Here is a 15,566-nt window from a genome sequence, read left to right on the forward strand (position 1 = left end):
GGCATTTTGCCCGCTTCCCAGTAGACATCCCACGTCTTACAACAACCCGCGCCCCTCTTGTCCGTAAGCTTGCCAAGCCAAATCTACCAACCCGTTGACAATAGCAACCGCCACCACGGCACTGCCTTTGCGCCCGTCTACGCGGATGTGGGGAATGAGCGAATCGTTCAGACGGGCTTTCGCCGCATCGACCCCGACAAATCCGGCAGGGGTGCCGATGACCAGAGCCGGGCGAATTTCTTCCGATTCGATTAACTCGACTAAAGCCGTCAGGGCCGTTTGAGATTGACCGACGACAAAAATGCCCTCGGGATAGCGGTGGGCGAGAGTTTCGATGCCCCAAGCGGCGCGGGTTTTTTCTTTCTGAGGTCGGGTGAGGGCTTCCATCGAGCAGTAAACCGGATTGGCAAAGGTATTTTGAATGTAGGGGGCAATTCCTACCTGTACCATCGGTACGTCAACGACGATGGTGGTGCGCGCCGCCAACGCTGCCGCCCCCGCTTGGAGGGCTTGGTCGGAAAAGCGAATTAGGGATTTATATTCAAAATCTGCCGTGGCATAAATTACCCGACGCACGATTTCGTATTCGGCGGGTGAAAATACGTGTTCGCCGATTTCGCGGTCAATAATTCCCAGACTTTGGGCATCAGTCATGTGCCATTCCATTTCTTTTCTCGCGTGCGTTGGTGGGGACGATGGCCAAGGTGCAAGTCAATTCAACCGCGAGGGTCAAGTTAGGCGATCGCCTGACGGTTGAAGCCTCGAACGCCGTAATTTGAGGATGGACGTTGAGTATTAATAGCGTACCGGAAAAATACGACATCACCGCTTCGATTGACACTCCCCGACCTCAAGACCCAGAGATTCTCAGTTCGTCGGGCGCCCATTGTCCGTGTGTCCCACGGCTCCAAGTCTTCTATTCCGTAAGACCTGAGCCGCCGCTAGATCTCGATGTTTCGGATAATTACAGCACTCGGGCGATCTGATGAGGTACAGTGCCGATCCCCCTATCCCCCCTTCGCCCCCCTTTGAAAGGGGGGTTGGGAGGATTGCGGGGGGAACGAGGAAAGTCCCCCTTGTTAAGGGGGATTTAGGGGGATCTAGGGGATCTAAATGTCTTGCATAGCAGAGGAAAATACTGTAGATCGTAGTTTTCTGAATAAATGGCCCTACGTTTATTCAAGACAAAGGTCCGAAAAGGGTGGGGCTTGAATCCCATGATTTTTGGTCAGCGAACTCCGTCCCCCACCAGACGAGAAAATTGCTGCCATGCCTCGGCGATGCGATCGCCCGCCACCTCGATAACGTCGTTGTGTCCGGCGCCGTCTACCGCTAAAAACAGTTTCGGTTCCGGGGCAGCTTCCCACAAACGTCGCCCGTGGGCAAAAGGAATCACGGTATCCTCACGGCCATGAATCACTAACACCGGGCAGGTGACCTGAGTAATTTTACGGATGTTGTTAAATTTATCGAAAGGAAACACCGGAAAGGGGAAGACGACGCCAAAGACGCTAGTAAAAGCACTTTCTAAGATTAAACCGCCCACGGGATAGCGCGCCGCCAGATCCACCGACGGACCGCTTCCGACCGATCGCCCGTAGACGAGGATGCGATCGCTCGCAATCGCCCGAGATCCGGTTAAATAGCGATAAGCCGCTTCGATATCCCGGTAAGCATTGGCCTCCGACGGACGGCCTTCACTGGTACCGTAGCCCCGATAATCGTAAGCGAAGACCGAAAAACCGCTCCTGCGAATCGCTTCGAGCTGCGATCGCACGTCCCCCAAGTCTTCCGCATTGCCATGAGAATAGAGTACGGTGTAATCAGCGTCAGGTGCGACTAAATAAATCGCTGAAATCCAGGTATCCTCGCCAGATTTCAGCTTGAGAATCTCCGGTCCATCCCGATAACTCGCCTCGGGCGGTTGAAAAATCTGCCAATCGCTCAAAAAATAGGCATAACAGGCGAGCAGCAAGTAAATTGAGACCGCCGATTTCACCAGACGCTTCAACGAAAATTCACCGACCAGCAGGCGTTTGAGTTTTTGTTTGTCCATTTCCCGCGACGATCCTCATACCCGATCGAGATTGCCAGCAACCATAAGCTACACTCTCGTCTGTTAGACTCCTCAGATGCAGCTCAGTATTGCTCGAACAGGAGTAAAATTTCCCATCTTTTTCAATCTTGTTAGTGTGAGGACCCCAAATGGCCTTGGAATATCCTGACGATCTCAAATATCTCGACAGTCACGAATACGTTCGTCTCGACGGCGAAATTGCCACCATTGGCTTGAGTGCATTTGCCCTCGACCAACTCGGCGATATCGTTTTTATCGAACTGCCCGATATTGGTGAAGCCTTGGAAAAAGGCGAAAGTTTCGGAACCGTAGAATCGGTCAAAGCCGTCGAAGATCTCTATCCTCCCCTATCCGGAACCGTCGTCGAACGCAATGAGGCGGTGGTGGATGCTCCAGAATTATTATCTGAAGATCCTTACGGAGAAGGCTGGTTGCTGAAAATTCGGATTGTGGATGCGGACGAACTCGACGAAGCCCTTTCCGCCGACGAATATCGGGCTCAAGTGGAGGGGGAATAGAAAAAGCCTCGCCATCGTTGCTGTTTTCCGACCTCCATCCCGGATCTAATTAACATCGTCCTGGAGTTTCGATCGCTGCGATCGCTCCAGGACGATTGTTTTAACGAACGAGCGGCCAAAATGGGGGGGATCCTCGGGCAATGCTGGCAACTCCTCAGAGATTGTTGCAAAATGTTAATTATTCCCGAGATCGATCGCCGGAATGGTGACGTGCGGACCGGAAAAAAGCTAGTGAAATCGAGCCTTTCCGGGACTTGAAATTTGGCAGGCGATCGCGAATTCCCCTAAACTGACCGAGGTTCGGCCTCCACCGCCGTGGAGAGGCGATCGCTCCACCAGAGAACGAATTCACTGGAGAGTTCCGTTCTCCTGGCCGCGATCGTGCGGCGAGCAGGCTCAACCCCGATCCAAACCCAACTGTCCATCCATCACAGTCACAGTTTTATGTTGAATTTGAATAGCACCACCAACAAAGAACGGGTCGAACAGCCCGTGCAAACCCCGACCGCAACCGCCCCGTCCCTGCTCGACATTACCGATTCCTTCGATCGCCGCCACAACGGACCGACCCCGGAGGCGATCGCCCAAATGCTCCAAACCATCGGCTGTAACAGCCTCGACGAACTGATCGACGCCACGATCCCCGCCGCCATCCGCCTCCAACAGCCCCTCAACCTCCCCCCCGCCCGTAGCGAGTACGACGCCCTCGCCGACCTCAAAGAAATCGCCGCCAAAAACCAAATCTTCCGCTCCTTCATCGGCATGGGCTACTCCCAATGCATCACCCCCCCCGTCATCCAGCGCAACATCATCGAAAACCCCGGCTGGTACACCGCCTACACCCCCTACCAAGCCGAAATCGCCCAAGGGCGGCTCGAAGCCCTGCTTAACTTCCAAACCCTAATTATCGACCTGACCGGACTCGAAATCGCCAACGCTTCCCTCCTCGACGAAGCCACCGCCGCCGCCGAAGCCATGACCCTCAGTCACGGCGCCTGCAAAACCAAAGCCAACACCTTCTTCGTCGCCGAAGACTGTCACCCCCAAACCCTCGAAGTCGTTCAAACCCGCGCCCGCCACCAAGGGATCGAAGTCCTCGTCGGCAACCCCGCCACCTTCGATTTCGATCGCCCCATCTTCGGCGCCCTCCTCCAATATCCTGCCAGCGACGGAACCCTCTACGACTACCGCGAATTCGTCGAACGCGCCCACCACGCCAAAGCCCTCGTCACCGTCGCCGCCGACCTCCTCGCCCTCGCCCTACTGACCCCTCCCGGGGAATTCGGCGCCGATATCGCCGTCGGCAATACCCAGCGCTTCGGCGTTCCCCTCGGTTACGGCGGCCCCCACGCCGCCTATTTCGCCACCCGGGAAAAATTCAAACGCCAAGTCCCCGGTCGCATCGTCGGTATTTCCAAAGACGCCGACGGTCAACCCGCCTTACGCTTAGCCCTGCAAACCCGCGAACAGCACATCCGCCGGGAAAAAGCCACCAGTAACATCTGTACCGCCCAAGTCCTGCTCGCCGTCGTCGCCTCCATGTACGCCGTCTACCACGGTCCCGAAGGCATCCGACGGATCGCCCGCCGCGTCCACCGCGCCACGGCGATTTTAGCCCAAGGCTTGAAACGCTTGGGGTACGATTTAGGCGATCGCCCCTTCTTCGATACCCTGCGCGTTCCCCTCAACACCAGACCCCTGCCACAAATCCTCGAAGCCGCCGCCGCCCGCCGAATTAACCTGCGCGTCTTCGACGAAACCGCCGTCGGCGTCAGCCTCGACGAAACCACCAACGAGCGCGATTTAATCGACTTGCTCGAAATCTTCGCCGGAAGCGAATCCCTCCCCTTCAGCCTCGAAGACCTCGTCGACGGGCTCGACGACAGCTATCCGGCCCCGTTCGCCCGCAGCAGCCCCTATCTCACCCATCCCGCCTTCCATTCCTACCACTCGGAAACCGAACTGCTGCGTTATCTCAAACGCCTCGAAACCAAAGACCTCTCCCTGACGACCTCGATGATTCCCTTGGGGTCTTGTACGATGAAGCTCAACGCCGCCGCCGAAATGTTCCCGGTGACCTGGCCCGAATTCGGCAAGCTGCACCCCTTTGCCCCCAAATCCCAAGCGGAAGGGTATCAAATCTTATTCCAACAATTAGAAAACTGGCTCGCCGAAATTACCGGATTTAGCGGCATTTCCCTGCAACCGAACGCGGGATCTCAAGGAGAATATGCCGGGCTGAAGGTAATTCGCGCCTATCACGAAGATCGCGGCGAAGGACACCGCCACATCTGCTTGATTCCGACTTCGGCCCATGGAACCAACCCGGCGAGTGCGGTGATGTGCGGGATGAAAGTGGTGGCGGTCGCTTGCGACGACAACGGTAATATCGACGTTGCCGACTTGCAGGGGAAAGCCGAAAAACACGCCGAGAATTTAGGGGCGCTGATGGTGACCTATCCGTCCACTCACGGCGTGTTTGAAGAGCAGATCGAGGAAATTTGCGAGATCGTTCACCGTTATGGCGGTCAGGTTTATCTCGACGGGGCGAATTTGAACGCTCAAGTGGGATTGTGCCGTCCGGGGGATTACGGCGCCGATGTCTGTCATTTGAATTTGCATAAAACTTTCTGTATTCCCCATGGTGGCGGCGGTCCGGGGATGGGTCCGATTGGGGTGCGATCGCATCTCGTCCCGTTTTTACCCGGTCACGGCGTGGTCGAACTCGGCGACGACCAGAGCATCGGTGCGGTGTCGGCAGCGCCGTGGGGCAGTCCGAGTATTCTCACGATTTCTTGGATGTATATTGCGATGATGGGGGCGCAAGGGCTGACCGAAGCCAGTCGCCTCGCGATTTTGAATGCGAATTATATCGCTGCCCGTCTCGCCGAGTCTTATCCGGTTTTGTATAAAGGAAAGTCCGGGTTGGTCGCCCACGAGTGTATTTTGGACCTGCGCGAGTTGAAGAAAACTGCGGATATTGCCGTGGACGATATCGCCAAACGGTTGATGGATTACGGGTTTCATGCCCCTACGGTGTCTTGGCCCGTGGCGGGGACGGTGATGGTCGAACCGACGGAGAGCGAGTCGAAGGAGGAGTTAGACCGCTTCTGCGATGCGATGATTGGCATTCGTCGGGAGATTGCCGAAATTGAGGCGGGAAGTCTCGACCGAGAGCATAATCCGCTCAAACACGCGCCCCATACGGCTCAGGTGGCGATCGCCGAAAAGTGGGATCGTCCTTATTCCCGGGAACGGGGGGTGTATCCGGCGCCGTGGACTCGGGAACACAAGTTCTGGCCCCCGGTCGGACGGATTGACAATGCGTTCGGCGATCGCAATTTCGTCTGTTCTTGCGCCCCGATGGAGAGTTATACCGAGGGGTGAGCGCTGGCAAGGTTACGCTGAGGGATGGAACATCCGCGCGATCGCTTCCGTCCCTTGAGTCAGCGAGGCGATCTCTATTGATAGGGGTCGCCTCCCCAGGGTGATGCAGTGGGAGGGGCGATCGCGATCGCCTGTCGGCGGTTCGATCTTTGACGAGTTTTTAGATAGCAACTCTAGTTAATTTGTTATCGATTCATTTGTTTTCAACCGATCTATTTTTGAAGTTGACAAGAAGGGGCGATCGCGCCAACCTCGATGTCACTAAACTGTAGATCTTAAAAGATTTAAAACCTAAAAATATTTTTAAAATACAAAAAACTGTAAGTTTTGTTACTGCGATCTGCAACCCATATTAAGAAAGTCGTTCGCACTGTTTTTTGTACGAAAAAAATACCGGGCGATCGCCATTTTAAGCGAAAACTTTCTCAATTTTTATCAAAATTCTCAAACCGATCCGAAAAAATACGGACAAGGCACAGCAATTTTGAAAGCTTGGCGTACAGTCAATCTTTTTTTGTCGATAAATTCTGGAAACTTACCGACTTTTTAAGGCGATCGCTCTTCCTGAAAACCGTTAAACCGCAAGGGTTTTCAATTTTCTATCGACTAATAAAAATAAAAAATAGACAGAGGCGGAACATAATTGACGGGAACCTCCGTCAACAGGGTATAGCCAAAGTCGGACACAATTCAAGAAAATTTGCTTGGGGTGCAGCAGATTTGGATGGACTCGAAACTAACGGAGCAGATAAATGCAAATTTCCGAAGAAGAAATTAGAGATATTATTACGGGCGAACCCGTCACCTCGGAGACTGAAGGAGAAGTTTCCGAAACCGAAACCAGCGATACCGATGCACCTCAACTAACCATCGAAGAGATCGTCGGAGAAACCCAAATCGCAACAGCAACAGAAACGGAAGAAACAGCAACCCTCGAAACGACTAGTACCGAAACAGTAGAAGAACCCAGCGCCGAACCCAGCGCCGATACTCAAACCCAGACCAGTAGCGAAACCACCGTGGAACCCACCGCAACCGAAGAACAGACCACGGAAGAAAGCAGCGCCGAGACCCAAACCGAGACCCAAACCGAGACCAGTAGCGAAACCACCGTGGAATCGACCGCAACCGAAGAACAGACCCCGGAAGAAAGCAGCGAAACCACTGCCGAAACCGAGACCAGTAGCGAAGAACCCGCCGACGATAGCGTTGAAGTCGGTAGCGAAAGCGACGACGACATCGAAGGGTCCCAAAGTAGCGACGACCTCGACGAATCTGGCGACGGCGCCATGCAAACCGACGAGATGAGCGCAGAAGTTGAAGAACTCGAAACCTCCGGAGTTTTCGACCAAGAGCTCTATCTCGCCTTAAACCAAGACGTCGCCGCCGCCGTCGAAGCGGGAATCACCACCGCCGAAGAGCATTTCTTGCAATTCGGACGCTACGAACGGCGCGAATTTAGCGCGATCTTCAGCGTCAGCAGCTATCTCGAATACAACCAAGACGTGGCGCAAGCAGTCGAAGTCGGAGAAACCACCGCTTTCGATCACTTTAAAGCGTTCGGACGCTTTGAAAAGCGCGAATGCAGCAAATTCTTCAGCGTCAAAGATTATCTCGAACTCAACCAAGACGTGGCGCAAGCGGTCGAAGCGGGAGAAACCACCGCCTTCGATCACTTTAAAGGGTTCGGACGCTTTGAAAAGCGCGAATTTAGCAAGTTCTTCAGCGTCAAAGAGTATTTAGAACTCAACCAAGACGTAGCGCAAGCCGTCGAAGCGGGAGAAACCACCGCCTTCGATCATTTCTATTATTTCGGACGGTTTGAAAGTCGCGAATTCAGCTCGATTTTCAGCGTCAGCGAGTATTTAGAACTCAATCAAGACGTCAATCTCGCCGTTTTAGCGGGAGAAACCACCGTTTACGAACACCTGCTCGAATTCGGTGTCGAAGAACTGCGATCGATCCATCCGTTGATCGATTTAAGCTTCTTTGTAGAAGAGAATAGCGCGGCGATCGCCAGTTTCTTCGGAACCAGCGAAATTACCGAGATTAACAGCTTATCATTTCTCTCCTACGTCTTCAGCGTGGCGATCGCCGAAGGCTTCCAAACCTCCAACTCCTTCGGTCTCGACCTGATCGAATCCAACTTCAGCGCCCAACTGCTCGAAATCTTCAACGTTTCCAGCTTCTCTGAAATTAGCGTCGAAGCCCTCTTCGAATACTTCAGCAGCAGCGCCGGACAAGACCTCCTCCTCGGTGGCGAACTCGACGACGACCTCGAAGGCGATGACGATGCAGGGGAAGATGTAGACGGCGGCGAAGGCGCAAGCGACGACGCAGGTGAAGACGGCGCAGAAGGCGAAGGCGAAGACATCACCCAAGACCCCGACACCCTGCCTCCCCTCGACGACAACTTCCCCGAAGTCGATGACGGTATCCCCGGAAACGACACCCCGGACGAGAGTGACAGCGCCCCAGCTACCCCCTTATTCGACCTCGACTACGCCCTCGACACCTACGGCGACGAACTCGCCGCCGAATTCCCCGATTTCGACTTCGAGAACCCCGATTTACTCACCGAAGACCAAATCGGTCAAATTCAAGACTTCTTAGCGAGTGAAGGCTTAGCCGCTTCTCCGTTCGCCGATGTCGAATTCTACAAATCCGCTTACGGCGCTCAAATGGCCGAGTTCTTCAACACCTCCGTCGAAGAACTCACCAACGCCCAAGTCTTGGACTACATGAGTGGCGAAGGCTTGGAACAAGGCATCAGCCCCTCGCCGTTAGTCAGCTTCAGCTTCTACCGTTCCGCGTACAAACTGCAACTCGAATCCGAATTCGGCGTTTCCATCGACCAAATCAGCAACGCGCAACTGCTCGAATTCGTCCTCGACAAAGGCATCGCTAGCGGGAACGACCCCTCGCCGTTCTTTAGCTTCAGCTTCTACAAGCAAACCTACAAAGCCGAGTTAGAAGCGAAATACGGCGTTTCCATCGACCAAATCACCAACGAGCAAATTTTCCAATTTGCCAATGGCGAAGGCTTGCAAGAAGGCTTGAGTCCTTCCGCATTCGTGCGGGTGGGTTATTTCAAAGCCCTCTACGCCGAAGAATTGACCGCCGCCTTCAGCGTCGAGTCCGTCGAAGAACTCAGCAGCGCTCAAATCCTCAGCTTCCTGAGTACCACGGGGCTGCAACAAGGCTTGAGTCCTTCCGCCGCCGTGGCGTTCGGTTATATTAAAGCGGTCTTTGGGGCGGAACTGACCGCCGAATTTGGTGCCGAGTATACCTTCGAGCAAGTTCTCGAATTCATCACGACCAAAGGACTCGCGGAAGGCTTCAATCCGTCGCCGTTCGTGAATTTGCAATATTCCAAGCAACTCTATCGCGAAGAAATCCGCAAGTTCTACGACATCGAAAGTGTTGCCGATTTCGGCGATACCGAGCTGATTAAGAATGTCTTCGACGACGGAAAAGGCGTTTTCGTCGATGTCAAGTTCGTGCAGATGACTTACGCAGCCGAATTGGAAGCCTTTTACGGTGTCAGCGTCGCCGAACTGACCGTCGAACAGGTGAAGTCCTTTGCGTTGGGCGAGTTAGCCGATACAGGAAAAACTCTTTCGGCGTTTAAGTTTACGAGTTACGCCGAAACCTATTCGAGTGAGCTGATTCAATACTACGAAGTCGAAAGTATTGAGGAGATTACCGAACAGCAAATTTATCAATTTGCGATTACGGAAGGTCTCAAACTCGAATTGAGCTTGAGCGAACATGTCGAGATTTCCTACTACGAGGAACTGTACTCGCAAGCGCTAGAAGCTACGTTTGAAGGCAGCTACAGCGACGAAGATGTTATCGAGTTCGTGTTTGGCGATGCGGCGCCTTATATCGATATCGATTACTGTAAGGAGCTCTACGGCGATCGCACCACCGCAGAAGGGGTCAGCGTTGCCGACCTCGACGACGACGAACTGCGCCTCTACATTTTGACGGAAGGGTTCGACGCCAGTATCGCCTTATCGGCGTTCGATCTCGAATTAGCGACCCAAGATTTATCCAGCGAACTGGAAAGCTTCTTCGGCGTCGCCGTGGAAGAGATTACCCAAGTTCAAATCCGTAATTTCTTGGTCGAGGAAGGGTTCAAACTCGGGATCGACGTGACCCAATACGTCGAAGATGTCGAGTTCTATCGCGAAGCCTATAGCGCCGAACTGGCACAACAGTTCTTCGGTGGCGATGTCGCTCAAGTCGCGAATCTGAGCGCTCAAGTCGTTCTCGACTTTGCCTTTAACGGGATTTCCTCGTATGTCAACTACGAGTATGTCCGCGCCGAGTTTAGCCAAGACTTGCTCGCTTTCTACAGCGAAGCGACTTCGATCGCGGAAATCACTAACGTTCAGATTCTCGAATACGTCTACTCGGAAGTCTTCAGCCAAGACGGGTTTAGCCTGGAAGGGTTCGACCTCTCGCCAATCGATTATGCGGGCTACGCGAGCGCCTACAGTGCCGAGATTGCCCAGTATTTCGAGATTGAGGCGAGCGAGGTCGAGCAACTCGATGTAGAGCTGGTTCGCGACTTTATCTTCGGTAAAGGTGCCGAACTCGGCCTGTCGGTGGAACAGTATGTCAAGCTCGACTATATCGGCGAAACCTACGGAACGGCGATCGCGGCGACCAGCGAAGAAGCGGTAACGGAGTGGATTGGCGCAGAAGCGGGCAGTCTGGATATCGCTTACGTCCGTTACCAAATCTCCCAGTTAGTGACGGAAGGGACGATTACCCTGACCCAACTCGCCGAAGCGTCGTTAATCTCGGCGGATGTCGAAGACCTCTCGGCGTTGAGTAACGCTCAATTGGTCGAGTTGGTCTCTCAAGAAGAGTTCACGACGTTACTGACCGAAGCCAGCGCCAGCTTGGAATTGACGGTCTCAGAGACGGTGAACGTGACGTTCGTCCGCGAAGTGTATGGCGCGGCAATTGCCGAATCCCTCGGTGTCGCCGTCGAAGAGGTGGTCGGGGACGCCGCCACGGTGAGTGACGAAGACGTACTTGCAGCGTTTAACAGCGACTTTGCACAGGTCGATCTCGCCTTCGTTCGCTATCAATTGCAACAGTTCGTCTCCGGCGAAGAAGCGACGCTGACGATCGCCGATCTCAACGGTTTGGGACTGTTTGCCACGGAAATTACCGAAATTTCCGACTTGACCGATGCCGATATCGCTAGCTTGGTCGCCAGCGAAGATTTTGCCGCCTTACTCGGCGAAGGACAGGAGTTGCTGACGGCGGCGACGGCGGAAAATGTCGCTTACTACAGCGAAGTTTACACCGGGGCGATCGCCCAATGGCTCTCTACTGAAGGCTCCCAATTTGCCCTCGACTGGGTGCAAAGTGAATTCGGTCAACTCGATGTCGAGTACCTGCGCTATCAAATCGAGCAACTCAGTGCGGACCAACTGACCAACTTCGGCATCAGCAGCGTCGAAGAAGTCGCCAGTCTGAGTATCGAGAAGGTTCTCAATATCTCGTTCAGTTCCGAATTTAAAGCCTTCTTTGAAACCGACCAAGTTAAACTGGGCGCGATCGATGTTGAAGGCTACCGTCAAGCTTACGAAGCCGAATTGATCGCCTTCTTCGGTCCGGATAGCGACACGAAACCAGGCACCCTCAAGATTAAGAGCGGTTCTGGTAAGAGCGGTTCGGGCAAGCTAAAAACGGGTTCGCTCAAGATTAAGAGCGGTTCGCTCAAAGGCGGTTCGGTCAAGTTCACCAAAGGTTCGGGCAAGTTCAAGAGTGGTTCGTTTAAAGAGAAAAGCGGTAGTGAAGGACTCAAACTCAAGAGCGGTTCGCTCAAACTCAAGAGCGGTTCGTTCAAACCGAAAACTGCCAAAAATACTGCCAAAAATACTGGCGAAATTGCCGACGGCAGCACGGTTGAATTTGATGTCAACTCGCTCAGCGAGAAACAAATTATCAAATTCATGTTTGGTGAAGGCTTCAAACAAGGACTCGACCCATTTGAATTTGTTGAAGTCGAATATCTGCGTCAAGAATTTGCCGTCGAACTCTCGAAGCACTACGGTCTGGAACTGACCGAAGTGACCAGCCTCAATCAATGGCTGGTGGCGGATTACCTCTACGGCGGTCTGTCCGACGAAATCGATTTCGAGTTCTACCGCCAGCAGTACGAATCGGAACTGACCTCTCAATTCGGTGTTTCTATCGAACAAGTTACGGACGTTCAAATTCTCGAACACGCCTACACTGTGGCTTTACCGCAAGGATTGGCGATCGAAGATTTCAATGTCGAACAATACGCCGAACAATATCAAGACGAGTTGGCGTTCTTCTTCGACCTCAATGTCGATGACGGAACGGCGGAATTGAGCGAACAAGAGGTGATTACCTTCGCTTTGACCAAAGGCTTAGAAATCGGCCTCGAACTCGAACAATTCGCCCAATTCGACTACTATCGCGAAAGCTTGGGCGATCGCGCCTTAGCCAACTATCGCGTTGAAAACGTCTACAATCTCAGCTACGAGCAGACGTTCAACTACATGATGAGTGGCGGGATCGAAGAGGGCTTGAATACTTCTCCGGCGGTCGATCTCGAATGGTATCGCGAATTCTACGCCGACGCGATCGCCGAAGATACCAGCCTCATCGATACGAACGGCGACGGCGATATCGCCAATAACGAACTGTTTGACTACATCACGGGCGCAGGTCTCGAAAAAGGTCAAAATCCCTCCGACCTGTTCGACCTCGCCGAGTACCGTCAAGCCAACAGCGACGCTCTCTTAGCCTTCGCTCAAGAGCAAGGTAAAGAAGTCACGACGATTGAAGAAGTCAGCTACTCGTTGACGATGGAATACGCCCTCAGCGTCGGTCTCGAACAAGGGATCGCCCTCGGCGATTTCGATCCGGAAGCCTATGTCAGCGAAAATGCTGGCGCGTTGACTGAGTTCTACAAGGTTCAATCCATCGAGGAAATTACCAACGTCCAAGCGTTTAACTACCGCTTCGGCGTCGGTTTACCGGAAGATTCGACGATGGAAGAACAAAGCACAATGGTTTAACGTCTGAGCTGTCTTAGGCAGTGGGGATCTTCCTTGCTGCCTCTCCCTTGGGGAGATGTCACACTCAGGCGCATCGGTAACAAGACTGATGCGATCGCGCCACCCCAACGGTTTCAATCGGAAATTTGATGGGGTGGCTATTTTTGTGGGAACAAAGACGGGAATAGGGAAATAACCCAAATCTGTAGCACGGCGATCGGAGTGCCTCCCATGTAAATATGTTTAAATCGAAAATCTAAAATCTAAAATCCTGACTATGGCTTGGAAACGCGGCTATATTATTCAAAATAAATATATTATCGACAAACTTCTAGAAACGGGTGGTTTTGGCGTCACTTATTTAGTACGAGATAAAAAAGCCCGCCCGTTCGCGATGAAAACTCTCAAAGATACCCTGAAAAAACGGCGGGATTTTGCCAAGTTCGAACAGGAGTTTCTAGGCGAAGCGGATTTATTGGCAAGTTTCACTCATCCCCATATCGTCCGGGTTTACGAGTTAATCGAGCAGGAAGGAACCTGGTGTATGGTGATGGAATATATCGACGGGATCGATCTGGCGAGCGCGATCGAACGCGAAGGCGCTTTACCCGAAGCCGACGCACTGCGCTACATCGGTCAAATAGGGGATGCACTCAATCGCCTGCACGATCGCGGATTCCTCCATCGGGACCTCAAACCGTTTAATATTTTGCTGCGTCAAGACCGCCGGGATGCGGTGTTAATTGATTTCGGACTGGCGCGAGCATTCGTGCGCGATCGCGTGGAAGAGCATCCAGTCTACGGTTCTCGCGGCTTCGCACCGATCGAACAGTACGACCAACGGGCGTTACGTGGCGCTTATACGGACGTTTACGGGTTGGCGGCGACTCTGTATTCTCTGGTGACGGCGCAGGTTCCCGAGTCGGCGACGGCGCGCGATCGCGCGATCGCCAAAGGTCGCCCGGACCCTCTGGTTCCCCCCCAACAGCTCAATCCCAAACTGAGCGATCGCGCCAACCGCGCTATCCTCGCCGGAATTGCGTTAAATCCCTGCTCCCGTCCGGCGGCGATCGCCCAATGGTTGCAGCTCTTCGAGACCGACGAGGGATCCGAGACGTTCTCCCCCACTCCCATGGGCTGGAATTCCGCCGTAGGTCTCGATTACAGCCATTTACAAGACTTACTCGCCTCCCGTCGATGGGAAGAAGCCGATCGCGAAACCGCTCATTTATTTCTCTTGGTCTGCGGTCGAGAAAAAGAAGGCAAAATTAACAGTTTAGACCTCAAAAACTTCCCCTGTCGCGATTTACGAATCATCGATCGCCTCTGGGTGGAAGCTTCTCAAGGAAAATTCGGGTTTAGCGTGCAGAATAAACTATGGCGCAGTCTCGATAAAGATTACGATGCGTTCGGCGATCGCGTCGGTTGGCGACAGGGACAATCTTGGTTACCCTCGGGTCAGCTACAATTCGCGATCGACGCTCCAGAAGGCCATTTACCCACGTGGGGACGGCGCGGGCGGTTTTGGCCTTTTCTGGCGTCGAGGGTGCAAAAATGCGTATTTTGAACGGTTTGAAACCCAATTCAGACTGGGTATGCACCCCTCTAAAAGCCGCGCCGGGGGAACTTTGCTCGACCCCCAAGCGATCTTAAAGATCGAACTCGCCTCATTCTCGGCACCCTCATCTAAAATCTAGAAATCTAAACTCTAAAATCCCGCACCTGACTTCCCGAAACATCGCCCAAAGCATTGAAAAAGACAGGATATAATACCTACTGAATCGGCTCTCGATCTCCAGGGGCGATCGCCGCTCGATCCCACAGTAGCCAGGATCTGTCCGAGTCAAACTCAACCCACTTGGGTTGTCGCCCGTTAGTCGCTCTTTCACCGTCGATATTACTGTCGTGTTGTATCTATGAAACGCATTTTATCTGTCCTCGCCGTTACTGCCTTATGTCTTGGAGGGACGATCGCGCCGAGTTGGTCGCAAACCTCGGGATGGACGATTTTTGGAGGAGTCGAGCGCAAATACGAACTCAAATATCGTTTGCAGCGCGGTAAAGCAGACACCTGGGATCGCTACTGGTTAAAAATTCCCGCCAAAAAAGTCAACTGGGCCGTTCTCCAATTTCAAATTACCTATCCCGACTATTTTGATGGCGAATTTGACAGCAACGAAATCGAAGTCAAAGTCGATGACGAAACCATCGAAATCCAAGATGCCCTTTGGGATCCGGAGAACCGTTTGATTGAAATTTATCCCCTAGAACCGATTCCGGCGAACAAAGATATCGAAATCGTGCTTTCGGACGTCCAAAACCCCCGATTTGGCGGCATGTTTAACTTCAACTGCCGGATCGTCACTCCCGGCGGCCCGCCGCTTCCGCAATATTTGGGGACTTGGGTACTGGCGATCGACTGAAATCGAACCCACTCCACTCGACAGCAACCCCACGGCGATCGTGGGGTTTTTTGCATATCGATGATACAATCATCATTTGTGACTTTTTAAATTTAAACTGGTCTTC

At 53.2% G+C, this 15,566-nt stretch carries 10 protein-coding genes; 5 read left to right on the forward strand and 5 right to left on the reverse strand.

What is annotated here, in order from left to right; translation table 11 throughout:
* Positions 1–36 precede the first annotated feature (36 nt).
* From HCG48_RS11460 to HCG48_RS11470, 3 genes are all read right to left on the reverse strand, one after another.
* On the reverse strand, positions 37–666 hold the full coding sequence (locus tag HCG48_RS11460) for a precorrin-8X methylmutase (protein WP_168569269.1): 630 nt from the start codon (positions 664–666) through the stop codon (positions 37–39).
* On the reverse strand, positions 647–841 hold the full coding sequence (locus HCG48_RS11465) for a hypothetical protein (RefSeq protein WP_168569270.1): 195 nt from the start codon (positions 839–841) through the stop codon (positions 647–649). Before HCG48_RS11465 ends, HCG48_RS11460 begins: the two co-directional genes overlap by 20 nt.
* 387 nt (positions 842–1,228) lie before the next feature.
* The gene (locus tag HCG48_RS11470) at positions 1,229–2,056 is read right to left on the reverse strand and encodes an alpha/beta hydrolase (RefSeq protein WP_168569271.1); all 828 of its coding nucleotides are present in this window, start codon (positions 2,054–2,056) and stop codon (positions 1,229–1,231) included.
* A gap of 149 nt (positions 2,057–2,205) precedes the next feature.
* On the opposite strand from HCG48_RS11470, the gene gcvH reads away from it, so the two are divergent.
* The gene (gene gcvH / locus HCG48_RS11475) at positions 2,206–2,595 is read left to right on the forward strand and encodes a glycine cleavage system protein GcvH (protein ID WP_168569272.1); all 390 of its coding nucleotides are present in this window, start codon (positions 2,206–2,208) and stop codon (positions 2,593–2,595) included.
* A 284-nt stretch (positions 2,596–2,879) separates the two neighbouring features.
* Here the strand turns inward: gcvH and HCG48_RS11480 are convergent, their stop codons facing one another.
* On the reverse strand, positions 2,880–3,020 hold the full coding sequence (locus HCG48_RS11480) for a hypothetical protein (RefSeq protein WP_168569273.1): 141 nt from the start codon (positions 3,018–3,020) through the stop codon (positions 2,880–2,882).
* A 19-nt stretch (positions 3,021–3,039) separates the two neighbouring features.
* Between HCG48_RS11480 and gcvP the strand changes: the two genes are divergently transcribed.
* Complete coding sequence (gene gcvP, locus HCG48_RS11485) at positions 3,040–5,982, forward strand: aminomethyl-transferring glycine dehydrogenase (protein ID WP_168569274.1); 2,943 nt, start codon at positions 3,040–3,042, stop codon at positions 5,980–5,982.
* A 12-nt stretch (positions 5,983–5,994) separates the two neighbouring features.
* On the opposite strand, the gene HCG48_RS11490 is transcribed toward gcvP, so the two are convergent.
* Entirely contained in the window at positions 5,995–6,153 is a 159-nt protein-coding gene (locus HCG48_RS11490) for a hypothetical protein (protein WP_168569275.1), read from the reverse strand.
* Positions 6,154–6,734: 581 nt separating this feature from the next.
* Between HCG48_RS11490 and HCG48_RS11495 the strand changes: the two genes are divergently transcribed.
* The 3 genes from HCG48_RS11495 (at position 6,735) to HCG48_RS11505 (ending at position 15,460) form a co-directional block, all read left to right on the forward strand.
* On the forward strand, positions 6,735–13,058 hold the full coding sequence (locus tag HCG48_RS11495; RefSeq protein WP_168569276.1) for a hypothetical protein: 6,324 nt from the start codon (positions 6,735–6,737) through the stop codon (positions 13,056–13,058).
* A 256-nt stretch (positions 13,059–13,314) separates the two neighbouring features.
* Positions 13,315–14,604: a serine/threonine-protein kinase gene (locus HCG48_RS11500; protein WP_168569277.1), complete on the forward strand. Its 1,290-nt coding sequence runs from the start codon at positions 13,315–13,317 to the stop codon at positions 14,602–14,604.
* A 349-nt stretch (positions 14,605–14,953) separates the two neighbouring features.
* Positions 14,954–15,460 (forward strand): DUF2808 domain-containing protein, encoded by a 507-nt coding sequence (locus tag HCG48_RS11505; RefSeq protein WP_168569278.1) that lies wholly within the window; start codon positions 14,954–14,956, stop codon positions 15,458–15,460.
* The last annotated feature ends 106 nt before the right edge of the window (positions 15,461–15,566 follow it).

Origin of the sequence: Oxynema aestuarii AP17 (genome assembly GCF_012295525.1) — a bacterium.
Taxonomy (GTDB): Bacteria; Cyanobacteriota; Cyanobacteriia; order Cyanobacteriales; family Laspinemataceae; genus Oxynema; species Oxynema aestuarii.